A 20,719-nucleotide genomic window follows, 5' to 3' on the forward strand; every position below is an offset into this window, starting at 1 on the left:
ATCCGTCTCCGTGCGTCTGCGGGTGCAACGCGCGCTAGTCACGCGCGATGGCGGCCTCGAGCAGACAGCCGAACTCCGACGCAAATTCGACCGAGACGCGCGCATGAACAGCGCCTTGTTTGTCGAAGAATCGCTGCGTCCCCTCGAGCGTGAACACGCCTTCATGCCAGATGTTGGGGTGGATATAGAGACCCTGGTGTCCGTCGAAGCGGAAGCACACGAACTTCTCCGGCGTAATGTCGTCGCCCGGCAATGCCAGCGGCACGTAGAACGGGCGATGATCGAGCGGAAAGAACAGTTGGCCGCCGTCCGGGTGATAGTTCGCATGCCATATCAACATGCGTTCGGGTGCGGCGGCGTTGTCTTCGCGTGCGTCTTCCGGCTCCGTTGCGTAGGCGAGAACATAGTTGCCGCCTACGGCTTCGTTTCGCCCGTAGAGAATGTCGCCGCGCCATTCGCTGACGAACGTGCCTTCGGTCGTGCCCGCTTCGTCGCCGGTTCCCGGGTCGATCGGCCTTGACCCCATCGCAGGCCACTGGACGATTTCCACCTGGCATGCGTGCGGGTCGTCCACCAGCTTGCCATAGCCATTCAGCGTTGCCGTGGTCGCGTCGACCACGGGCATCGCCACTCGCCGCAGGCCCCGAGGGAGGGCGGGATTGAGGTAGTCGATCTCTTTGCTCATTACGAATCTCACCAGGCGTCAACAGGGCGGGTCGCCAGAACCGCAACGACATCGAGCTTAGAGCGCGTACCCGGTGCCAGTCAAATTAATGCCGAGCCGTGCGGCAAGGCCTCGGCATCGGATTCGTGCTCGAACGCGAGATTCCCGAGTGCGCGCGTTGCGTTGCCATCCCGGTGGAGGAACTGCGCGGCTGCAATATCGATTCGGTGGCCTGCCTGCACAGCCAGCGCAAGCGAGGAATCGTGCAGACCTTTCTGGGCGTGGCGGCGGCATCCGCGGCCGTGTAGTGCGGCGGCGCGATGCGAGCGCCTTCGGAGCGGGTGCTTGCGTGGAGGTGCAATATGGACGGCGGCCGGCGCGTCCCTGCGCGGCACTGTCAGGAGTGGGTCATGAAATCGAATCTGCGATGCGCCGTGTTGGCGTCTTTTCTGTTGACCGCCGCTGGCATGGCGCATGCCCAATCGGCAAATGCGCCAACTGACGCGTCGATGGCGCCGAGCACGACCCAGGCGGCGCCCAGCGAGAAGAAGGCGGACCGCGCACTTGCCCGTGCCGTGCGACGTGCGTTGTCGAGGGCGCAGGGATTCAACGTGTCCGGCGTTTTCGTGCGCGCGCGCAGCGGCGCCGTGACGCTGAGCGGCACGGTTCGCACTGGCGACCAGATCCGCCAGGCGGAAGACGTTGCGCGTTCGGTGCAGGGTGTGACTTCGGTGACGAACAGGCTGACGCTCTTTCACGGCGGGAATGGCTGAGTACCCCGCGTTGGCATTCGCGCGCTGACTGTGCGGGATGTGCAGATCAGCGCGCGGCCCTTTCAAGCGGAGATTCCTGCGATCGCGATCACAGCGACAAACACACCCAGCGGCACAAGGTGCGAGAAGTCGCGGTGACGCAGAACGGTCAACACCGCAGCCGCAATGATGAGCGTCCCGAGCGCCAGGCCAATCATGCGAGTTGCCGGAAGCGCGATCAGCACGGCGGACAGCATCTCCAGTGCGCCGGTCAAACGACCCCACCAGCGCGGGTAACCCCACCGGGCGTAATCGCCTTGCGAAGCGGGCGTGCCGATCGCGTTGAAGAGACCTGCGCCGAAGAAGCCGGCGGCGAGCAGCCAGATCGAAAGCGCGTGGACCATCTCAGCGCCCTCCCATCATCATCGAAATCGCGGTGAAGACCATCAGCGCGGCCGTCGCGCCATGCATGCCGAAGGCGCTTTTGGTGGAGCCCTTCGCGGCAAGAATGAGCAACATGTCGCCAACCGGAATGACGGCTTCCACGAGCAGGACGATGCCGATCCCGAGCGGCGTGCCCCACACCATGAACGCCAGGACCGCCAATCCCGACGCAATGTCGCGCACGCCCTTGAGGCGAAGCCACCAGGCAGTGTTGGCGCCGTTTTCTGGAAGCGGCAGACCGAAACTGCGTGTCGCGGTCATCGGCCTAACGAGATATTGGGTGCCGATCGCGATAATCGCGAGGGCGAGAAACAGCGCCAGTCCGAACGAAAGCCAATGCATCGCAGAGTCCTATGCTTCGTGGTGTAGTGGCGGAATATAATCTAGCGTTGCTATATTTTCAAGCTTCCGTATCATCGCAGGCCATGTGGACCATCGGGGTCAGGGAGAGGACAAGTTGAGTATTGCCGAGCGCAAAGGCAGGCAACGGGCTGAGCGCGAGTCCCGCATCGTCGCGGCAGCGCGCGTGATCGCGGAGCGCGATGGGTGGGACGCCGTCACGGTTCGCCGCCTCGCCGAAGAGATCGAATATAGCCAGCCGGTCCTCTACTCGCATTTCGAGAATCGGGACGCGATCGTTTCAGCCGTTGCTCTCGAGGGCTTTCAGGAACTCACGGTAGCGCTGCGGGAAGCGGCGCATGGAGCGGCGGGGCAAGAAAACGCCGTCGAGAATGTCGCCGTGGCCTATCTCGGCTTCGCAGCGCGGTGTCCCGCGCTCTACGAGGCGATGTTCACGCTTCCGACCAATCTGCGGTTTGCCGACGCCGAAACGCGGCCGGAACTGCGGGCCGGTTTCGAAGCGCTCGCATCGGTCGTCGCGCCGTTCTGCGTCGATGTCGAGAACGTGACCGAGACCTTTTGGGCAGCTTTGCATGGGCTTGCCGAACTCGAACGTGCAGGCCGAATCCGGCCCGGCGCGCGGGTCGAACGCATCATGCTGGTCGTCCGGGCAGTCATCGCTTCTCGCAACGGCTCGCTCGACCCCGGCTCATAAGGAAGCACCTCGACGAACCAAAAAAAATGGCGCCGCAGGCATTCAGCCTGCGGCGCCACTGTCTGGTGCTACGGCGCAGATCTAGAACTAAAGTCCCGCGCCGTACTCCAGCATCACACTTACATCGTCACCGTATCGGCCACTTCCTTGAAGTCGGCGATCTGGTCGAAGTTCATGTACTGATAAATCTTGTCGCCGTTGGCGTTGAGCACGCCCATATCGGCCATGTACTCTTCCTTGGTCGGGATCTTGCCCAGACGCGAGCAGATCGCCGCCAGTTCCGCCGAGCCGAGGTACACGTTCGTGTTCTTGCCCAGGCGGTTCGGGAAGTTACGCGTCGAGGTCGACATGACCGTTGCGCCTTCGCGCACCTGTGCCTGGTTGCCCATGCACAGCGAGCAGCCCGGCATTTCGGTACGCGCGCCAGCCGTGCCGAACACGCCGTAGTGGCCTTCTTCGGTCAGCTGCTTCTGGTCCATCTTGGTCGGCGGCGCGACCCACAGCTTGACCGGAATGTCGCGCTTGCCTTCGAGCAGCTTCGACGCGGCACGGAAGTGACCGATGTTGGTCATGCACGAGCCGATGAACACTTCGTCGATCTTGGCGCCGGCGACGTCCGACAGCGTCTTCACGTCGTCCGGATCGTTCGGGCAGGCCACGATCGGCTCATGCACGTCGGCTAGGTCGATTTCGATGACGGCGGCGTACTCGGCGTCGGCATCCGGTTGGAGCAGTTGCGGATCGGCCAGCCATGCTTCCATCGCCTTGATACGGCGCTGCAGGCTGCGCGGGTCCTGGTAGCCCTGGGCGATCATCCACTTCAGCAGCGTGATGTTGCTGTTGAGGTATTCGATGATCGGTTCCTTGTTCAGGTGCACCGTGCAACCGGCAGCCGAACGTTCAGCCGATGCGTCCGAGAGTTCGAACGCTTGCTCGACCTTCAGATCGGGCAGGCCTTCGATTTCGAGAATGCGGCCCGAGAAAATGTTCTTCTTGCCTTGCTTGGCGACCGTCAGCGAGCCTTGCTTGATCGCCCACAGCGGGATCGCATTCACGAGGTCGCGCAGCGTGACGCCCGGCTGCATCTTGCCCTTGAAGCGCACGAGCACCGATTCGGGCATGTCCAGCGGCATCGTGCCGGTGGCGGCCGCGAAGGCGACCAGACCCGAGCCTGCCGGGAAGCTGATGCCGATCGGGAAGCGCGTGTGCGAGTCGCCGCCGGTGCCGACGGTGTCGGGCAGCAGCATGCGGTTCAGCCACGAGTGGATCACGCCGTCGCCCGGACGCAGCGCGATGCCGCCACGGTTGCTGATGAAGTTCGGCAGCGTCTGGTGCGTCTTCACGTCCACCGGCTTCGGATAAGCGGCGGTGTGGCAGAACGACTGCATGACGAGGTCGGCCGAGAAGCCGAGGCACGCCAGGTCCTTCAGTTCGTCGCGGGTCATCGGGCCCGTGGTGTCCTGCGAGCCGACCGAGGTCATCTTCGGTTCGCAGTACGTGCCCGGGCGCACGCCCTGGCCTTCCGGCAGACCGCACGCGCGGCCAACCATCTTCTGCGCCAGCGAGAAGCCCTTGCCGCTGTCGGCCGGGTTCTGCGGCAGGCGGAACAGCGTCGACGGGGCCAGGCCCAGCGCTTCACGCGCCTTGGCCGTCAGGCCGCGGCCGATGATCAGCGGAATGCGGCCGCCGGCGCGCACTTCGTCGAACAGCACGTCGGACTTGACCTGGAATTCGGCGATCACTGCGCCGTTCTTGAGCGCCTTGCCTTCGTACGGGCGCAGTTCGACCACGTCGCCCATTTCCATCTGCGACACGTCGAGTTCGATCGGCAGGGCGCCGGCGTCTTCCATCGTGTTGTAGAAGATCGGTGCGATCTTGCCGCCCAGGCACACGCCGCCGAAGCGCTTGTTCGGGATGAAGGGGATGTCTTCGCCCGTGAACCACAGCACCGAGTTGGTGGCCGACTTGCGCGAGGAGCCGGTGCCGACCACGTCGCCCACGTAGGCGACCAGGTGGCCCTTTTCCTTCAGCGATTCGATGAACTTGACCGGGCCGCGCTTGCCGTCTTCTTCCGGCGTGATGCCGGGACGCGCGTTCTTCAGCATCGCCAGCGCGTGCAGCGGGATGTCCGGGCGGGTGGTCGCGTCCGGGGCCGGCGAGAGGTCGTCGGTGTTGGTTTCGCCCGTCACCTTGAACACGGTGATGGTCAGGCTTTGCGGCACTTCCGGACGGCTCGTGAACCATTCGGCGTCAGCCCAGCTTTGCAGCACTGCCTTGGCGTTGGCGTTGCCGTTGTCGGCCAGTTCCTTGACGTCGTGGAACTGGTCGAACATCAGCAGGGTTTTCTTCAGCGCGTCGGCAGCCACGGTGCCCACTTCGGCGTCGGACAGCAGGGCGATCAGCGGGGCGATGTTGTAGCCGCCCAGCATCGTGCCGAGCAGTTCGGTGGCGCGAGCGCGCGAGATCAGCGCGCAGGCGGTTTCGCCCTTGGCCACGGCGGCCAGGAACCCGGCCTTCACGCGGGCGGCTTCGTCGACGCCTGCGGGCACGCGGTTGGTGATCAGGTCGAGCAGCGTCTGCTCTTCGCCAGCGGGAGGATTCGTCAGCAGTTCCACCAGTTCGGCGGTCTGCTGAGCCGTGAGCGGCAGGGGGGGAATGCCGAGCGCGGCGCGTGCGGCTACGTGAGCGCGAAAGTTTTCAAGCATTGGGGGACCTACTGGTATTGCGTTTGAAGGCGAAGGCTTTTCAGGCACTCCGAGGCTTTTCCAGGCACTGCTTTGAGCGGGATTTTAAGCGCAATACGATATAACGTCAAATGTCTTATGTCTTATATAAGAGTTGAGCCGCGAAGCCGATGCCACCGTGAAAAAGCCTGAAATTTTCGCTCAGGGCTTGCGGCCAAACGCTTCCCGCAGCTTTCCCTTGGCTTTCACGAGCGTGTCGCGCCGCGATTTGGGCAGATTTCTACCCGCGCGATTGATGTAGAAGTTCAGCATCGACATGGCCGACTGAAACGGCGTGCCCTTGCGCCGCCGGCTGTGCAGCGACGATTCCTTGAGCGAACGGGCGATCGCTTCGGCGCTGCCGGACCTGAATACGCCAGACTCGATGTCCATGGCGTCGCTCGTCTCGTTCACGTGCTTCGACCATTTGTTCGTGGCGCCGCTCGTGGCACGTTTCGAGTGACCTTTCGCGGCGCTCGCGTGGGCATGACGCTGCCGCGCGGGGCGGCCGCCCTTGCGCCGCGTAGCTGGATGCTGGCTCGTGCTCATGACTTCTCCCTCTCCCATCAGACGATTCACCCGCTGCGCAATTGCAATACCGCCCGCACTGTGAGGTCAGGTCCGGCACGCCCTATGCGACCTCGCGGGTGTGCACGCGCGCGGCGTGAGGAAAGCGGCAGGTGCGCGTCGAACCGGCAAGGGAGGCAGTCGATCATGAAGTCAACTCCACGCTACGAAGTGAACGTCTGCGGAGGCGATTTCCAGCATGTCCGGGAATGTTTTCGCGAATGGAAAACCGAAACGCTTATCTACCGGAGGGACCAGAAGATGTTCGAGGGACGCAACGAAGTGCGTCCGCTGGAAAAGCGCGATTACGACAACACGGAACAGGCGCGCAAGGCGCTGCAGAACGCCTGCAGCCCGCACGACCGCTATGCGCTGGCTGCTGAAGTGAGCAACGGCGAGCGCGACATGTGGATCGTGATGGCGGCCTATCGGGAATGAAGGATAGGCGCAGGACCGGCGCGAGACGGAGCGCGCCAGCGCCAAAGTGAAAGATTGGAGAGGCGGGGAACGGGGTAGAAGAATTACAAGCGTGGCGCGCGGATTTGCAAATGGCGCACACAAGGGAGGGATCAGATGAAAAGCTCTGCGAAATCGGCTGCCAATCTGGCCAGGCCGCGTCCCCGCTCCTGGCCGCGTTTGTGGCTGCTCGGCGCGGCCGCGCTGGCGCTCGGCTGTACGGCCTGCAAACGTGCGGACGAAGGTGCGCGCCCGCAAACCCAGAATTCTCCGGGTAGCCAGATGTCGGCGCCAGCCGGCCCGCAAGCGGCGCCGGCGAGCGGTCCGAAAGAATGAACAGGATGCCTCGCATCCACGCCCCTTAAGGAGCCGAGTATGGGTCTTTCGCCACAAAACCCCAGGCCGGACGAGGCCAGCAAAACCGGCGACGAACTCGCCGCCGGCAAGCAACCGGCGCAGGAGAAACCCGCACGGGGTGCGCCGGGCAGCTTCGATCAACCGGAGTCGCGGCCCGAGTTCATGCCGCGCGAGGGCGGCCCGCATCCGGAGCAGACCGCAGAGGTGCCGCTCGGCCACCACGGCCGGGCGGAGCCGCCGGGGTCGTTCGGGCACAACAGCGCGCCCGTGAAAAAGAAGGGCGGTTAGTCCTGCGAAATGCCGCGACGCGCTCGCATTGGCCGCCGAGTACGCCGTGCGTCTCTTTCCGGAGGTCGCCCTTACGTCGGCGCTGGCGTACTACGTGGTCTATCGGCCCGAGTGCGCGAGTCTGCCGAAGCTCACGGCGTTTCGCGACTGGCTGAGAAGCGAGGTGCGGGAAGAGGTGGGGCGGCCGGTGCGAAAACCCGCTAGGGCGCAAGCATCCACGCCGTGATGCCGTGCACGACCTCGCTTTCGATGCCATTGAAGCCGTGATACGCGAACGCCCCGCACGGGTCGCCCCGCGAGGCGCCGCCGGAGACGAGCGTCAGCTTCGTTCTCGGCGCTTGCGTGAGCTTTTGCATGAGGGTGTCCGTTTCGGCTACCGGGCACACCTTGCAGGCGTCGTCCTTGTTGTGCACCACGAGCACGGGAATCCTGAGTGCGGCGAGGTTCATGCCCGTGACCGGATCGCCGCCCCGGTTTTCGCGCAGGATGGTCGAGGTGAGCACGATGCCGTCCGGGCCCGCGCCGGGGCTTGCGTCGTCTTTCGCGAGCGCAATGGCGATGGCCGCGACCGACTGCGTGCCGCGGCTCGTGCCGACGAGCCAGACCGGCACGTGCAGTTGTTCGCGCAACCATGCGATCACGGCGCGGGCGTCCGCGGCGTGTTCGGGCGTGAGGCGAAAGCCGTCGAGGTAGGGCGGCGCTTGCCGGTCGCTCGGTGCGTCGACGAGCGCCACGGCCACGCCGTCGTTCACGAACAGCATGCGGCTGCGCACTAGAAAATTGTTGGCGCCCCAGCCGAAGCTTCCCTGCGGTTCCAGTTGCAGGCCGCCGTGCCCGCCCGCGTAAAGAATCGCGACCGCCTTTGGCGCTGCCGGTGCAATGAACAGGAAGCGCTGGGTGACGCCGGGCCGGGTAGGAAGGTCGACGACCCTGGGCGCGCTTTGCGCGTGGGCTAGCAAGGACGCCGCCGCGAGCACGAACGCCAGTGTCAATGCCGACACCAGCGGCGCGGCAAGCAGCCATCGCCAGGCCAGGCGCCCGCTCATGGCCGCGTGACCGGGCTCAGCGGCCTGCGAGCATGCGCCCGCCGAGTCCGATCAGCACAACGCCCACCACCGAGTCGAGCGCGGCTTTGCGCCGGACGAGGAATTGGCGCACGGTGGGATGCGAGGCGAGCAGGGCCATCGAACAATACCAGGCGCACGAAATGAGAATGGCGATCACGACGACCGCCACTTCGAGCCAGCGCGGCGCCGTAGCGGGCACCATCAACGCGAAGATGCTGCCGTAGAACGCAATGGCCTTGGGATTCGTCATGCTGACGACGTAGCCCTTCTTCGCGGCGGCCCAACCCGATGCGCCCGCCTGCGCGGCAACCTGCAAGGGCTGTCGCGCCGTGAGGAGCATTTTCGCGCCGAGCCAGATCAGATAGCCCGCGCCCGCGATGCGCAGCCCGGTGCCGATCCAGGCCACGTGGGTGACGATCAGGCTCAGGCCCGCGATGGCGATCCATGCCCACGTGCCGGAGGCGGCGGCGAGGCCGAGGCCGGTCGCGAGGCCCGCGCGCCGCGAGGCCACCGCCGTGGACGTGACGATCACGAAGTTCGGCCCGGGGCTGGCGACGCTCAGCAGCAGGACGCCCGAAAGCGCGAGCAGGACGTTGAAATAGTTCACGATAGCAGGTTCCGCGGCAGGTCCGATGCGCCCTCAATCGACGCATCGTGAAGGTCGTCATGATACTCCGTGCGCTCAGGCGCCCTTCATCAAGCGCCACAGCGTCGTGCGGCCTATGCCGAGCGCGCGGCTGGCGGCGGCCCGATTGCCGCCGTGCGCGGCGAGCGCGCGCTCGACGTCTTCCCGCGTGACCGGCGTGGCGTCGTCGCGCCGCGCGCCGTTCGAGGCAGTCGCCGCGCGCCGCGGCGCATGGCTCGCTGCGTCGCTTTGCGCGAACTCCGGAAATACATCGTATAACGAACTATCGCCGTGCGTGCCGCCGGTTTCGTCGGCGAGGAAGATGGCCGCCCGCGCGAGCAGATTTTCGAGTTCGCGAACATTCCCCGGCCACGCATAGCTCGCGAAGTACGGCGCGAACAGCGTGAGCACGCGCTCGATCGCGGCGGCGCGCAGGGCGTAGCGATCGGCCATACGTTCGAGTAGATGGCGCGCGAGCGCGCCTATGTCCTCGCGCCGTTCGCGCAAGGCCGGCAACGGAATATGAAGCAGGTTGAGCCGGAAATACAGATCGGCGCGAAATGCGCCTTCCTGCACCAGCGCGCGCAAGTCGCGGTGCGTGGCGGCGATCACGCGCACGTCCACGGGCGTGGCGCGGCTGGCGCCCAGCTTCATCACCTCGCGCTCCTGGAGCACACGCAGCAGGCGGCTTTGCAGCGCGGGCGGCATCTCGCCGATTTCGTCGAGAAAGATCGTGCCCGTATGCGCGATTTCGACGAGGCCAGGCTTGCCGCCGCGCCGCGCGCCCGTAAATGCGCCTTCCTCGTGACCGAACAGCTCGCTCTCGATCAGCCCCTCGGGCAGCGCCGCGCAGTTGAAGGCGACGAATGGATTGCCGCGCCGCCGGCTCGCGTTGTGGATGCCCTGCGCGACGAGTTCCTTGCCCGTGCCGCTTTCTCCCGTGAGCAGTACGGTGGCGTCGTGGGCGGCGCTCATGGCCGCGAGGCGGCGGACGCGCGCCATGGCGGGCGCAACGCCGACCAGGTCGTCCAGTTCGTAGCGGGCCACGAGGTGCCGCGGCCGCTGGGTCGTGCGCAGCGACCGGTCGATGCGCTGCGCGACGAGCGCATCCTGCGCCGTGACCACCGCGCCCGAGCGCGCGCCTTGCTCGACGATCGGCACGCAGCTTACGATCAGCGAGCGCCCGCCGATCTGCTCGATGCGTTCATCGACGGCCGCATCGCTGCCGGCCACTTCGCGCAGCAGCGGGCCCACCGAGCGGACCAGTTGCGCGCTCACATCGCGCGCGCGGTCGAGACCGAGCAGATCGAGCATGGCCGGATTGACCGCTTCGAGCTGACCGGCTGCGTCGAACGCGGCCACGCCGTCGCGCAGGTGCGCGACGATCGTGTTCAGGCGCACCCGCTTGGACTCCTTCTGGCGGCTCACGCGCGCCAGTTCCACGGAGCGCTCGAACGCCTCGTGCACCGCGCCCAGCGAGTAGAGGAACACGCTTTCGAGCCCCGCGGCCTGGGCGAGATCGCAGGCCATGCCGGGGCCGATGATGACGCGGCAGCCCTCGTCGGCGAGCGCCGTGACGGCGTCGCGCACTTCGTCCACCGTGCGATAGGCGCGCTGCGTGAGGCGCAGGTTGAGCCACGCCCCGAGGTCGGCGAGTTCGTGCGAGACGCTCTCATGCAGGATCAGCCCGATCGGCGCGCCGGGCCAGGTGGCGTTCGCGTGCGTGATGCCGGCCAGTACGTCGAAGCCGTTCACTTTGACCATGACCACGGGCACGCTCAGGTTGTCGCGCAGGTACGCGCCGTTGGAGCCGGCGGCGAGCACCACGTCCACGGTGCCGGCTTCGATATAGGGCTGCAGCGCCGTGACGGCGTCGCCATAGCCTTCGCGCACGTTGAAGAAGCGCGCCTCGCTGGCATAGCGCGGCGCCACGGTTTCGCAGAGATTGCGCAAGCGGCTGATGCTCACGAGCGCGATGCTCGGGCGGCTGGCGGCCTGGGGCGGGCTGGGGGGAGGCACGGCGGAATCCTCGGTACGAAATTTGGCGTTCTGGAACGTTTCATGAAACGTTCCAGAGATTGTGGCATGAAACGTCGATCGCACGCTGGGCCGCCTAAAGTATTGTTTTATATGGCTTGCGCCCAGCTTCCGCTGGTTGGCATACATCGTGCGAATATCCGAGCCATCTCAAAACCCACTGAACGGAGTCATCGCGATGACCACTTCCACTGCCGCACGCCGCGCCGCGTTCCGCGCCAAGGTCGACGAACGCCGCGGCCTGCTCGTGCCGGGCGCCTTCAACGCCATGAGCGCCCGCGTGATCGAGGACGCCGGCTTCGAGGCGCTGTACCTCACGGGCGCGGGCGTCACCAACATGTCGTTCGGCCTGCCCGATCTCGGCTTCATCGGCTTGAGCGACATTGCCGAGCACACGGCGCGCGTGCGCGACGCGGTCAACCTGCCGCTCATCGTCGACGCCGACACGGGCTTCGGCAACGCGCTCAACGTGCGCCAGACCGTGCGCACGCTCGAGCGCAGCGGCGCCGACGCGATCCAGTTCGAAGACCAGGTGACGCCGAAGAAGTGCGGCCACTTCGCCAACAAGGAAGTGATCGGCGCGAGCGAGATGGTGGGCAAGATCCGCGCGGCCGTGGACGCGCGCGAAGACGGCAACCTGCTCATCATGGCGCGCACCGATGCGGCTGCCGTGCACGGCATCGAAGACGCGATCGCGCGCGGCCACGCGTTCATCGAGGCGGGCGCGGACATTCTCTTCATCGAAGCCACGGAAAAGCTCGAAGACATCGAACGGCTGCCCAAACTCATCGACGCGCCGCAACTCATCAACATCGTGATTGGCGGCAAGACGCCGGTGCAGTCGCGCGAAGCGCTGGCGGGCCTTGGCTACGCGCTGGTGCTGTACGCGAACGCGGCGCTGCAGGGCGCCGTGGTCGGCATGCAGCGTGCTCTCGGGCAATTGCGCGCGAATGGCCGGCTCGATGAAGACGCGACGATCGTCGCGCCGTTCGCCGAGCGTCAGCGCCTCGTGAACAAGCCGCTCTTCGACCGGCTCGATCGCGAGTACGCACCGAAGGACTGAACGGCACCCCCCGGAATTTTGAAAAACAAGAGGAGGAGACACGCATGTCGAATGACACGGATTTCGGAGTCCGAATCGACAACCAGGCGGTGGAAGCATACGCTGCACCGAGCGCACGGCCACGCATCCGTTCGATCGTCGGGGGCCTGGCCGGCAACCTGATCGAGTGGTACGACTTTCTGGCGTACAGCATTTTTTCGATTTACTTCGCGAAGTCGTTTTTCCCGAGCGACAAGCCGACCGTGCAGCTCATGAACACGGCGGCCATCGCGGCCGTGGGCTACGTGGCGAGACCGCTCGGCAGCTGGCTCGTGGGCTTCTACGCCGACCGCCACGGGCGCAAGTCCGCGCTCACGTGGTCGGTCACGGCCATGTGCATCGGCTCGCTGATGATCGCGCTCACGCCCGGTTACGCGAGCATCGGCGTGCTCGCGCCTGTCGTGCTGATTGCGGCGCGCCTGCTGCAGGGCCTGAGCATGGGCGGCGAGTACGGCACCAGCGCGACTTACCTCAGCGAGATCGCGCCCGCCAACCGGCGCGGCTTTTATCTCGGCTTTTTGCAGGTGAGCGTGGTGGCCGGGCAGCTCGTTGCGCTCGCCCTCATGCTCGTCATGCAGAACCTGCTGATGACGGCCGAGCAGATCGAGCGCTGGGGCTGGCGCGTGCCGTTTCTGCTGGGCGGCGCGCTCGCGCTGTTCGCGCTTTACATGCGCCGCAACGTGACGGAAACCGAAGCGTTCGAGCGCGGCCGGCGTGAAGCCGGTCCGCCGGCGCTGCAGCAACTGCTGTCGCACTGGCGGCAGATTCTGCTCGCCATCGGCATTACCGTGGGCGGCACGGTGGGCTTCTATACGTTCACGATTTATATGCAGAAGTACCTCGTGAACACCGTGGGCCTTTCGAAGGAGATGTCGACGCTCGTCTCCACCGGCGCGCTGCTGCTGTATATGCCGCTCCAGCCGCTGTTCGGGCTCGCTTCCGACGTGTTCGGCCGCCGCCCGGTGCTGATCTGTTTTGGCCTGTCGACCACGCTGTTTTCCGTGCCGCTCTTCACGGCGCTGAGCCATACGCGCGATCCGCTGGTGGCATTCCTGCTGTCGTTCGCCGGGCTCGTGATGCTGAGCGGCTTCACCTCGGTGCACATGCTCGCGAAAACGGAGCTGTTCCCCACGCGCATCCGCGCGCTCGCCGTGGGCCTGCCGTATGCGCTCACCACGGCGATTCTCGGCGGCACGACGGAGTTCGTCGCGCTGCGCTTCAAGGCGAGCGGGCACGAGCAGTACTTCTACTGGTACGTCACGGCCTGCGCGGCGATTTCGCTGATCGTGTATCTGCGCATGCCGGAAACGCGCGGGCGCCCGGCAAGTTCCGTGTGATGCGAGTCAACCGGCGCGGCGCCGCACGAAGCGCTGCTCCGTGACCTTCGTGCCCCACTGGTCGCCTTCGGACGCTTCCGCGAGGTGAAAGCCGAACGACTCGTACAGATGCCGCGCGGCGTCGAGGCCCTTGAAGGTCCACAGGTAAGTCTCGGCGTAGTGCGCATCGACGAACTGCATCGCGTTCGTCATCAGCTGCCTGCCGACGCCGGTGCCGCGCAGTGAGTCGTCCACGATGAACCAGCGCAGGTGGGCCACGCCGGCGTTGCCGCTCTCGTTGCCGTCGATCGCCAGCGAAGCCAGTACGCGATCGCGCTCCACCGCGAGCCAGAGCGCCTTGCCAACGGCTGGCAAGGCGCCGGCGAAATCGGCGAGTTCCGCCGCCACCTTCTTTTCGAAGAAAGCGCCGAAGCCCCAGTTCGCCGCGTAGAACCGCGCGTGCAGACTCGCAATGTCGCCGATGCAGCCGGGCCGGTAGCCTTCCACGATCTGCACGCCCGCCGTCGGCGCGGTTGTGCTGGTCTCGTTGGGGTTGTCGTGCGCGAGCGCGTCGGCATAGAGCGCGAGCGCCCGCACGAGTGTCTGCTGGTCGGCCGGAACGAGCCTGCGCAGCGCGTTGGACACCTGGTCCGTGGCGAAGCGGTCGATCTTCGCGCGCAGCTTCTGGCCTGCCGCGCTCAGGGTCAGCTCGGACGAGCGCGCGTCGTCGTCGGCGGTCTTGCGTTTGACGAGGCCGGCCGCCTCGAGCCGTGCGACCTGCCGGCTCGTATTCGACTTGTCGAGCCGCAGGATGTCGCCCAGCGCCCTCGCGTTGATGCCCGGCTGCGCGCCGATCTCGATGATGGCGTGCACGGCGGAAGGGGCGAGATCGCTGTCGGCGAGCGTCGTACGCATGAAGCCCAGCTCGCGCACCAGCCGCCGCGAGAACTCGCGCAGCTCGAGGATGGTCGTCTCGCGGGGCTGCGCGGGCACGTCGACAAAATCCATGATGGTCTCCGTTATGGTCTTCATGCGAATGGTTGCGAGTCGCAACCATTCGAACTCAATATAGGCGCGCCCGGCGGATAACGCAAGTTCGCCACGCGGCCGGGAAATTGCGTTCGACCCTTGACTCGCCGAGGCGCAAGAGGAACGCCAATTGCGTGAAGGCAAAGCCTCCACGATCGCCGCGCAGCCATGCTCAAGGAACGCCTCAACCCGCCCGGAAACGCGCCGAAAGAGCGGGCGCGCAAGCAGGACGCCGCCGATGCTGGCCAGCGCGCGCTGGCGCTCGGCGCGCTCGGCGTGGTGTTCGGCGACATCGGCACGAGCCCGATCTACGCGCTGCGCGAAGCCGTGCAGACGGCGCATTCCACGGCGCAGCCCGTGGTGATGGGCGTGCTCTCCATGATCCTGTGGGCGGTGCTGATCGTCGTGGTGCTCAAGTACGCCACTTTCGTCATGCGCGCCGACAACGAAGGCGAGGGCGGCATCGTCGCGCTCACGGCGCTCGTGCGCGCCGGGTTCGCGAAGGCGGGGCGGCCCGCCCCGCGTCTGCTCGTGCTCGCGGGGCTCGTCGGCGCGGCGATGTTCTACGGCGACTCGATGATCACGCCCGCCATTTCCGTGCTCTCCGCGGTGGAAGGGCTCAAGGAAATCAATCCCGCATTCGACAGTGCCGTGCTGCCGGTTTCATTGGCGATTCTCGTGGCGCTCTTCCTGTTCCAGTCGCGCGGCACCGCCGTGGTCGGGCGCACGTTCGGGCCCGTCATGGCGCTCTGGTTCCTGAGCCTCGGCGCGGTGGGCGTGTATCACATCGTGCGCTATCCGGCGATTCTCGCCGCGGCGTCGCCGGTCTGGGCCGTGCGGCTCGCGCTCGCGCATCCGGGGCTCGCGTTCGGCGTGCTAGCCGCCGTGATTCTCGCGTTGACGGGCGCCGAGGCGCTCTACGCCGACATCGGCCATTTCGGCACGCGCTCCATCCGCATGGCGTTCTTTTGCGTCGTGCTGCCCGCGATCGTCGCGGGCTATTTCGGCCAGGCCGCGACCGTGCTGTTCGAGCCGGGCGGCGCCAGCCAGCCGTTCTTTCGCTCGGTGCCGCATTGGGCACTGATTCCGGCAGTGGGTATTGCCATGCTCGCCACCATCATCGCCTCGCAGGCGGTGATCTCGGGCGCGTTTTCCATGACGAGCCAGGCCATCGAACTGGGCTTCCTGCCGCGCATGCGTACGATCGAAACCTCGAGCACGCGGCGCGGCCAGATTTATGTTCCGGCGGTCAACGCGGGCTTGCTCGTGGCCGTGGTGTTTCTCGTGCTGTTCTTTCGCAGCTCCGAGCGGCTCACGTCCGCCTACGGCCTCGCCGTGGCGATGACGATGGTGACCACGTCGATGCAGATGCTATCTGTATGTCGCGAAGTATGGGGCTGGCCGCGCGTCGCCACATGGCTGGCATGTGTGCCGCTGCTGATCGTGGACGGCATGCTGCTTGCCGCGAGCTTGCCGAAAATTCCCACCGGTGGCTGGTTCCCGGTTTCCGTGGGCGCATTGCTGTTCATCATGACGAGTACCTGGCACCGTGGCCGCGAACTCGAGGCGCGTCATGCGGCACGCGGCGAATCGGTGGACGTCTTTTTGCGTGGTATCTGCACTGCCGATCCGAAGCCGCCTCGCGTGCCGGGCACGGCCGTGTATCCGGGCAACGCACCCGGCATGACGCCGGCCGCGCTCGCGAGCAACGTGCGCCACAATCACGTCCTGCATCGCACGGTGATCGTGTTCGCCAATGTTTCGGAGTCCGCACCGCAGGCCGACGATGAAACGCGCATCGAAGCGCGCGACCTCGGCGCGGGTTGCTGGGAGATCGTCGCGCATCATGGCTTCGTCGAGCGGCCCAATCTGCCGCGGCTTTTGGCATCGCTGCAAGGCAGGTTGGGCGATTGGCGTTTCGACCCGCAACAGACCACGTTCTACTTGCCGCGCGACGAGGTGCTGCGCGAGCAAGCCCAGCACGACGTGAGCCGCTGGCGTGCGCGGCTCTTCGCGTTCATGTCGTACCACTGCACTTCGAGCGCCGAATATTACGGTCTGGCTCCCGCGCATGTGGTCGAGCTGGGCGTGCAGGTGGCGCTGTGAGCATGACGCCGGCCGGCGCCGTCATGCCGTGCCCGCCGCCGCCGAAAGGGTGGAGATGATCTCGGCGTTGAAGGCAGGTATATCGTCGGGCTTGCGGCTCGTAATGAAGTTGCCGTCGTGGACCATGGTCTCGTCGACCCACTTGCCGCCCGCATTGCGGATATCGTCCTGAAGCGAGGGCCAGCTCGTCATGGTGTGTCCCTTGACGATACCAGCTGAGACTGGCAGCCAACCACCATGGCAGATCACGGCAATCGTCTTATGCGCGTCGTTGGCCGCACGCACGAACGCCTGCGCCTCCGGAATCAGGCGGATGGCGTCAGAGTTCACCACGCCGCCGGGCAATACGACCGCGTCGTAGTCATCCGCCTTCGCGCTGCCGAAGGTGCGGTCCACCTTGATCTTGCTGCCCTTGTCGACGTGACGAAAACCCTGAATTTCACCGCTTTTCTGCGATATCACGTCCACGTGCGCCCCCGCTTCCTTCAATGCGCGGCGCGGCTCGGTAAGTTCGACTTCCTCGAATCCGTCCATGGCAAGGATTGCGACCTTGCAGTTGTCGAGCATGTTAGCCATTGCGATTTCCTCCTTGAGTGAGACCGTCTGAGACCGTTTGCAACCAATCTCAGCTGTAGCAAGGCGGATACCGCGCGGTGCGTGAAACCTCGAATCAGAGCGAACGGCGCGCAGCCGGGTTCGACTCTGCGGCGGCATGGCGCTTGCGGAACAACAGGCAGGCGTGGTGCGCCGCCGGTTCGCCACGTAGCAGTTCCATCCACAATCCTCAAGGAGAGCGAAATGAATGGATCGATCAAACAATTGCTGGCTGGGGTCATCATCGCAACGTGTTCGGCAGCGGCGCTCGCGCAGGGCGCAGGCGGGGGAGCCGGCGGGGGGGGCGGTGGCGCCGGCGGCGGTAGCAATGGCGTAGGCGCGGGCGGCGGCACGACGGGCGCGGCGGGCATCAATACGGCGCGTCCGCCGGGCAGCACCGCAGGCACCCGTTATAACAATAGCGGCTATGGCGCGCCCGGCACTACAGCGACCGGCGGCGGCCAGGGGACGGGGACTGGCGCGGCGCCTGCGCCTGCCACGGGAACCCCTCAAAGCATGCCGTATAACAACGACAACGGCAATGGCGGGATGAGCACGCAGCCTGGCGGCAGCCAATAAGGGCGTGGTATGTAGTCGAACTGACTAAAGAAGAATAATCGGGGTGTAGTGCGAAGGGCGGGCGACGCAGCGTGCGTCGGCCGCCCTTTTTAGGGCTGCATCTTTTCAGGCGAGCGGTCAGTCGATCTGCTTGTTGCCGGTTTCCTCGAACATCGAAACGGCGATGAGTGAAATCAGCACGCAGCCGATCATGTACCATGCGGGCGCCATCTTGTTGCCCGTCACGTGGATGAGCCAGCCGGCCACGAGTTGAGCCGTACCGCCGAACACGGAAACCGCAATCGCGTACGCGCTCGACATATAGCTCGCGCGCAGATGTTTCGGAAAGTTTTCCGGCATCAGCGCGTAAGCGGGTGCGGAGCCCATCGTATAGCAGAGCATGAGCACGACGAGCGCGGCGAGCACGACCGGCAGCGACGGAAAGTGCGTCATGAGCCAGAACGCCGGATAGAGCAGCAGGATCAGCGCGACGCGGCCGATCACCGTGAGCGGCTTGCGGCGTCCCATGCGGTCCGACCACGCGCCGTAGATCGGGCACATCACGAGCGAGATCGTGCTGGACGCCACGCCAGCGAGGATCGACATTTTGGGTGGCAGTCCCAGGTACTGGATGCAGTAGGTCGGCATGTAGTACATCATCACGTAGGTCGAAACCGACATGCCCATGATCGCGAAGATCGTGAGAAACCAGTTGCGCACGTACAGGCCGCGCTTCGGGTCGTTGCGGTCCGCGACCACGCGCTGCGCCGGCGGCTCTTCGCGAATGTGCCGGCGCAGATAGATGCCGACCGGCGCGATGAGCGTGCCGAGCAGGAACGGAATGCGCCAGCCCCAGCTATGCATCGTTTCCGCGGAGAGCAGAAAGCCGAGGCTCGCCGCGAGGCCCGAGCCGAGCAGCGCCGCCGCGCCCTGGCTCGCGAGCTGCCAGCTCGCGCGAAAGCCGCGGCTCGCCTGGCCGCCCATTTCGAGGAGGGTGGCGGTGGCGGCGCCGAACTCGCCGCCTTGCGCGAACCCCTGCACGAGGCGCGCGACGACGATCAACAGCGGCGCGGCGAGGCCGATCTGCGCATAGGTGGGCGCGAGACCGATGGACGCGGAACCCACCGCCATCAGCAGGATGGTGAGCGTGAGCGCCGGCTTGCGGCCCGCGCGGTCCGCGTAGCGGCCGAGCACGATGCCGCCGAGCGGGCGCATCACGAAGCCCACGGCGAACACCGCGAACGCGAGCAGGAGCGACGTGACCTGGCTGTCGGCCGGAAAGAACTGATGGCCGATCGTGAGCGCGAAATAGCTATAGACGGTGAAGTCGAAGAATTCGAGCAGGTTGCCGATCACCGCCGCGAGAACGATCTTGCGCTGGTAGCCCGGCGAGAGTGTCGCTTCTTCGGCCGCTTCCAGGAGCGGTTCGGTGGCGGCGTTCATGCACGGTCCTTGCTGAGGAAGCGTTCGACGAGGCGCGTCCAGAACGCCGCGCCGATGGTCAGGTTCTCGTCGTTGAAGTCGTAGCGCGCGTTGTGCAGCATCGGGCGGCCTTCGCCATTGCCAAGGCGTACGAAACAACCGGGGCGCTGCTGCAGGTAGTACGCGAAGTCCTCGCTGCCGGCGATCGGCGGGAACGGTGCGATGATGTGCTCCGGCCCGACCAGCTCCTCGGCGACCTGACGTGCGAATTCGGTTTCGGCTTCGCTATTGATCAGCACGGGATAGCCGCGGATGAATTCGATGTCCACCGTCGCGCCGTAGCTTTGCGCCTGCGCCTGCACGAGCGCGCGGATGCGCGCTTCGAGCGTCGCGCGCACCTCGGGCGAGAACGAGCGCACGCTCATTTCGAGCACGGCGTCTTCAGGAATCACGTTCGGCGCGTGGCCCGAACGGAACGCGCCAACGGTCACGACCGCGGCTTCGTTCGGATCGACGTTGCGCGACACCACCGACTGCAGGGCCATCACGATGCTGCTGCCCACGAGCACCGGGTCGACGGCCAGATGCGGGCGCGCGGCATGGCCGCCCTTGCCGTGAACGCGCAGCTTGACGGTGTCGCACGCGGCCATGAGCGGGCCTGCGCGAAAGCCGAAGGTGCCGGTGGGCACGCCCGGATGGTTGTGCAGCCCGAAGATGGCTTCGCAGGGGAAACGCTCGAACAGGCCGTCGGCGATCATGCGCTCGGCGCCGCTGTCCGAACCGGCTTCCTCGGCGGGCTGGAAGATCAGGTGGACGGTGCCGTCGAAATTGCGCGTTCTGGCGAGCTGGCGTGCTGCGCCGAGCAGCACGGTCGTGTGGCCGTCGTGGCCGCACGCGTGCATCTTGCCCGCGTGGACGCTGGCGTAGTCGAGGCCGGTCAGCTCCTGGATCGGCAGGGCGTCCATGTCGGCGCGCACGCCTACGGTGCGTGTGCTCGTGCCCGCCTTGAGCGCCGCCACGACCCCGTGCCCGCCCACGTGGCGCGTGACTTCGTAGCCCCAGGACTCGAGCTTGTCGGCGACGAAGCGCGACGTGTCGGCTTCCTCGTACGACAGCTCGGGGTGCTTGTGGAGGTGATGACGGATTTCGTCGAGTTCCGATCGGGCTTCGGCCAGGTCGGCGACTTCGCAGTAGTGCTGCTCGCTCACGGGGGACTCCTTTTATTGGAATAGGTTTGGACACACGCCAAAGGCCGAGTATTGCATCGACGAAAAACTCGACCCATGACGGAAATGCATCGAAAACGTTGACTTTAAGTCAACGATCGATTGTCGCGGCGCAGCAAGATGATCCTGGAAATAAAATTCTGTCCCCTGCGAATCAAGGCCGTCAGCGGCATCCGCGATGTGGAGTGCGGCACGCGGTGATCGACCACGAGCGTGTGCGCCTAGCCGGGCTCGAACCTTCCCGGCTACTTTGAGCGTTGCCGCAAAACCGGATTTGCGGGGCGCGCCCGGTTTTGTTCCGCAATGGCGGGGAAGGCGAAGCGCAGCACGGC

General features: G+C 65.8%; 21 protein-coding genes and 1 pseudogene. 10 read left to right on the forward strand and 12 right to left on the reverse strand.

Going from position 1 to position 20,719, the window contains the following annotated elements; genetic code table 11:
- Positions 1–34 precede the first annotated feature (34 nt).
- Positions 35–685, reverse strand: a complete 651-nt coding sequence (locus AB4Y42_RS24070) for an ureidoglycolate lyase (protein ID WP_368695555.1) — start codon at positions 683–685, stop codon at positions 35–37.
- 98 nt (positions 686–783) lie between these two features.
- Between AB4Y42_RS24070 and AB4Y42_RS24075 the strand changes: the two genes are divergently transcribed.
- Both AB4Y42_RS24075 and AB4Y42_RS24080 read left to right on the forward strand, forming a co-directional pair.
- Positions 784–972 carry a hypothetical protein gene (locus AB4Y42_RS24075; protein ID WP_368690667.1) on the forward strand — a complete coding sequence of 63 codons (189 nt, stop codon included), beginning with the start codon at positions 784–786 and terminating at the stop codon, positions 970–972.
- Positions 973–1,026: 54 nt separating this feature from the next.
- The gene (locus AB4Y42_RS24080) at positions 1,027–1,437 is read left to right on the forward strand and encodes a BON domain-containing protein (protein ID WP_368695556.1); all 411 of its coding nucleotides are present in this window, start codon (positions 1,027–1,029) and stop codon (positions 1,435–1,437) included.
- 62 nt (positions 1,438–1,499) lie between these two features.
- Here the strand turns inward: AB4Y42_RS24080 and AB4Y42_RS24085 are convergent, their stop codons facing one another.
- Together AB4Y42_RS24085 and AB4Y42_RS24090 are read right to left on the reverse strand one after the other, a co-directional pair.
- Positions 1,500–1,820, reverse strand: a complete 321-nt coding sequence (locus AB4Y42_RS24085; protein WP_368695557.1) for a DoxX family protein — start codon at positions 1,818–1,820, stop codon at positions 1,500–1,502.
- Between the two features lies 1 nt (position 1,821).
- A complete protein-coding gene (locus AB4Y42_RS24090; protein WP_368695558.1) occupies positions 1,822–2,202 on the reverse strand; it encodes a DUF4267 domain-containing protein in 381 nt (126 codons plus the stop codon).
- Positions 2,203–2,317: 115 nt separating this feature from the next.
- Here AB4Y42_RS24090 and AB4Y42_RS24095 point away from each other — a divergent pair, with 115 nt between their 5' ends.
- A complete protein-coding gene (locus AB4Y42_RS24095) occupies positions 2,318–2,914 on the forward strand; it encodes a TetR/AcrR family transcriptional regulator (RefSeq protein WP_368695559.1) in 597 nt (198 codons plus the stop codon).
- 119 nt (positions 2,915–3,033) lie between these two features.
- Here the strand turns inward: AB4Y42_RS24095 and acnB are convergent, their stop codons facing one another.
- Positions 3,034–5,619: a bifunctional aconitate hydratase 2/2-methylisocitrate dehydratase gene (acnB, locus tag AB4Y42_RS24100; protein WP_368695560.1), complete on the reverse strand. Its 2,586-nt coding sequence runs from the start codon at positions 5,617–5,619 to the stop codon at positions 3,034–3,036.
- Between the two features lie 180 nt (positions 5,620–5,799).
- Positions 5,800–6,186, reverse strand: a complete 387-nt coding sequence (locus AB4Y42_RS24105) for a DUF3175 domain-containing protein (RefSeq protein WP_368690673.1) — start codon at positions 6,184–6,186, stop codon at positions 5,800–5,802.
- 165 nt (positions 6,187–6,351) lie between these two features.
- Between AB4Y42_RS24105 and AB4Y42_RS24110 the strand changes: the two genes are divergently transcribed.
- From AB4Y42_RS24110 to AB4Y42_RS24120, 3 genes and pseudogenes are all read left to right on the forward strand, one after another.
- Positions 6,352–6,642, forward strand: coding sequence for a hypothetical protein (locus AB4Y42_RS24110; protein WP_368690674.1), 291 nt, complete (start codon positions 6,352–6,354; stop codon positions 6,640–6,642).
- Between the two features lie 393 nt (positions 6,643–7,035).
- Positions 7,036–7,305: a hypothetical protein gene (locus AB4Y42_RS24115; RefSeq protein ID WP_368690675.1), complete on the forward strand. Its 270-nt coding sequence runs from the start codon at positions 7,036–7,038 to the stop codon at positions 7,303–7,305.
- A 28-nt stretch (positions 7,306–7,333) separates the two neighbouring features.
- Positions 7,334–7,531 (forward strand): annotated as a pseudogene (locus AB4Y42_RS24120) (hypothetical protein); the annotation flags it as partial.
- On the opposite strand, the gene AB4Y42_RS24125 reads toward AB4Y42_RS24120, so the two are convergent.
- From AB4Y42_RS24125 to prpR, 3 genes are all read right to left on the reverse strand, one after another.
- Complete coding sequence (locus tag AB4Y42_RS24125) at positions 7,506–8,351, reverse strand: alpha/beta hydrolase (protein ID WP_368695561.1); 846 nt, start codon at positions 8,349–8,351, stop codon at positions 7,506–7,508. The pseudogene AB4Y42_RS24120 and the gene AB4Y42_RS24125 overlap by 26 nt on opposite strands.
- 16 nt (positions 8,352–8,367) lie before the next feature.
- Positions 8,368–8,982 (reverse strand): LysE family translocator, encoded by a 615-nt coding sequence (locus AB4Y42_RS24130; protein WP_368690817.1) that lies wholly within the window; start codon positions 8,980–8,982, stop codon positions 8,368–8,370.
- Positions 8,983–9,054: 72 nt separating this feature from the next.
- Positions 9,055–11,016, reverse strand: a complete 1,962-nt coding sequence (prpR, locus tag AB4Y42_RS24135) for a propionate catabolism operon regulatory protein PrpR (protein WP_368695562.1) — start codon at positions 11,014–11,016, stop codon at positions 9,055–9,057.
- Between the two features lie 196 nt (positions 11,017–11,212).
- Between prpR and AB4Y42_RS24140 the strand changes: the two genes are divergently transcribed.
- Together AB4Y42_RS24140 and AB4Y42_RS24145 are read left to right on the forward strand one after the other, a co-directional pair.
- Positions 11,213–12,097: an oxaloacetate decarboxylase gene (locus AB4Y42_RS24140; protein WP_368695563.1), complete on the forward strand. Its 885-nt coding sequence runs from the start codon at positions 11,213–11,215 to the stop codon at positions 12,095–12,097.
- 44 nt (positions 12,098–12,141) lie between these two features.
- A complete protein-coding gene (locus tag AB4Y42_RS24145; protein ID WP_368690679.1) occupies positions 12,142–13,473 on the forward strand; it encodes an MFS transporter in 1,332 nt (443 codons plus the stop codon).
- A gap of 6 nt (positions 13,474–13,479) precedes the next feature.
- On the opposite strand, the gene AB4Y42_RS24150 is transcribed toward AB4Y42_RS24145, so the two are convergent.
- A complete protein-coding gene (locus tag AB4Y42_RS24150) occupies positions 13,480–14,460 on the reverse strand; it encodes a GNAT family N-acetyltransferase (protein WP_368695564.1) in 981 nt (326 codons plus the stop codon).
- 189 nt (positions 14,461–14,649) lie between these two features.
- On the opposite strand from AB4Y42_RS24150, the gene AB4Y42_RS24155 reads away from it, so the two are divergent.
- Entirely contained in the window at positions 14,650–16,587 is a 1,938-nt protein-coding gene (locus AB4Y42_RS24155; RefSeq protein ID WP_368695565.1) for a potassium transporter Kup, read from the forward strand.
- 21 nt (positions 16,588–16,608) lie between these two features.
- On the opposite strand, the gene AB4Y42_RS24160 is transcribed toward AB4Y42_RS24155, so the two are convergent.
- Positions 16,609–17,163, reverse strand: a complete 555-nt coding sequence (locus AB4Y42_RS24160; protein WP_342948876.1) for a type 1 glutamine amidotransferase domain-containing protein — start codon at positions 17,161–17,163, stop codon at positions 16,609–16,611.
- A gap of 222 nt (positions 17,164–17,385) precedes the next feature.
- Between AB4Y42_RS24160 and AB4Y42_RS24165 the strand changes: the two genes are divergently transcribed.
- Positions 17,386–17,760, forward strand: coding sequence for a hypothetical protein (locus AB4Y42_RS24165; RefSeq protein ID WP_368695566.1), 375 nt, complete (start codon positions 17,386–17,388; stop codon positions 17,758–17,760).
- Between the two features lie 117 nt (positions 17,761–17,877).
- Here AB4Y42_RS24165 and AB4Y42_RS24170 read toward each other — a convergent pair whose 3' ends face one another.
- Both AB4Y42_RS24170 and AB4Y42_RS24175 read right to left on the reverse strand, forming a co-directional pair.
- A complete protein-coding gene (locus tag AB4Y42_RS24170) occupies positions 17,878–19,182 on the reverse strand; it encodes an MFS transporter (protein WP_368690683.1) in 1,305 nt (434 codons plus the stop codon).
- A complete protein-coding gene (locus tag AB4Y42_RS24175) occupies positions 19,179–20,369 on the reverse strand; it encodes a M20 aminoacylase family protein (RefSeq protein WP_368695567.1) in 1,191 nt (396 codons plus the stop codon). Before AB4Y42_RS24175 ends, AB4Y42_RS24170 begins: the two co-directional genes overlap by 4 nt.
- Between the last annotated feature and the right edge of the window lie 350 nt (positions 20,370–20,719).

The organism is Paraburkholderia sp. EG286B, assembly GCF_040965655.1.
Classification (GTDB): domain Bacteria; phylum Pseudomonadota; class Gammaproteobacteria; order Burkholderiales; family Burkholderiaceae; genus Paraburkholderia.

Bases quoted from the DNA above. Each gene is read 5' to 3' on its own strand.
- AB4Y42_RS24070 (WP_368695555.1), bottom strand. From the start codon at position 685: ATGAGCAAAGAGATCGACTACCTCAATCCCGCCCTCCCTCGGGGCCTG.
- AB4Y42_RS24080 (WP_368695556.1), top strand. From the start codon at position 1,027: ATGGACGGCGGCCGGCGCGTCCCTGCGCGGCACTGTCAGGAGTGGGTC.
- AB4Y42_RS24085 (WP_368695557.1), bottom strand. From the start codon at position 1,820: ATGGTCCACGCGCTTTCGATCTGGCTGCTCGCCGCCGGCTTCTTCGGC.
- AB4Y42_RS24090 (WP_368695558.1), bottom strand. From the start codon at position 2,202: ATGCATTGGCTTTCGTTCGGACTGGCGCTGTTTCTCGCCCTCGCGATT.
- acnB (WP_368695560.1), bottom strand. From the start codon at position 5,619: ATGCTTGAAAACTTTCGCGCTCACGTAGCCGCACGCGCCGCGCTCGGC.
- AB4Y42_RS24105 (WP_368690673.1), bottom strand. From the start codon at position 6,186: ATGAGCACGAGCCAGCATCCAGCTACGCGGCGCAAGGGCGGCCGCCCC.
- AB4Y42_RS24110 (WP_368690674.1), top strand. From the start codon at position 6,352: ATGAAGTCAACTCCACGCTACGAAGTGAACGTCTGCGGAGGCGATTTC.
- AB4Y42_RS24115 (WP_368690675.1), top strand. From the start codon at position 7,036: ATGGGTCTTTCGCCACAAAACCCCAGGCCGGACGAGGCCAGCAAAACC.
- AB4Y42_RS24125 (WP_368695561.1), bottom strand. From the start codon at position 8,351: ATGAGCGGGCGCCTGGCCTGGCGATGGCTGCTTGCCGCGCCGCTGGTG.
- AB4Y42_RS24140 (WP_368695563.1), top strand. From the start codon at position 11,213: ATGACCACTTCCACTGCCGCACGCCGCGCCGCGTTCCGCGCCAAGGTC.
- AB4Y42_RS24145 (WP_368690679.1), top strand. From the start codon at position 12,142: ATGTCGAATGACACGGATTTCGGAGTCCGAATCGACAACCAGGCGGTG.
- AB4Y42_RS24150 (WP_368695564.1), bottom strand. From the start codon at position 14,460: ATGGATTTTGTCGACGTGCCCGCGCAGCCCCGCGAGACGACCATCCTC.
- AB4Y42_RS24155 (WP_368695565.1), top strand. From the start codon at position 14,650: ATGCTCAAGGAACGCCTCAACCCGCCCGGAAACGCGCCGAAAGAGCGG.
- AB4Y42_RS24160 (WP_342948876.1), bottom strand. From the start codon at position 17,163: ATGGCTAACATGCTCGACAACTGCAAGGTCGCAATCCTTGCCATGGAC.
- AB4Y42_RS24165 (WP_368695566.1), top strand. From the start codon at position 17,386: ATGAATGGATCGATCAAACAATTGCTGGCTGGGGTCATCATCGCAACG.
- AB4Y42_RS24170 (WP_368690683.1), bottom strand. From the start codon at position 19,182: ATGAACGCCGCCACCGAACCGCTCCTGGAAGCGGCCGAAGAAGCGACA.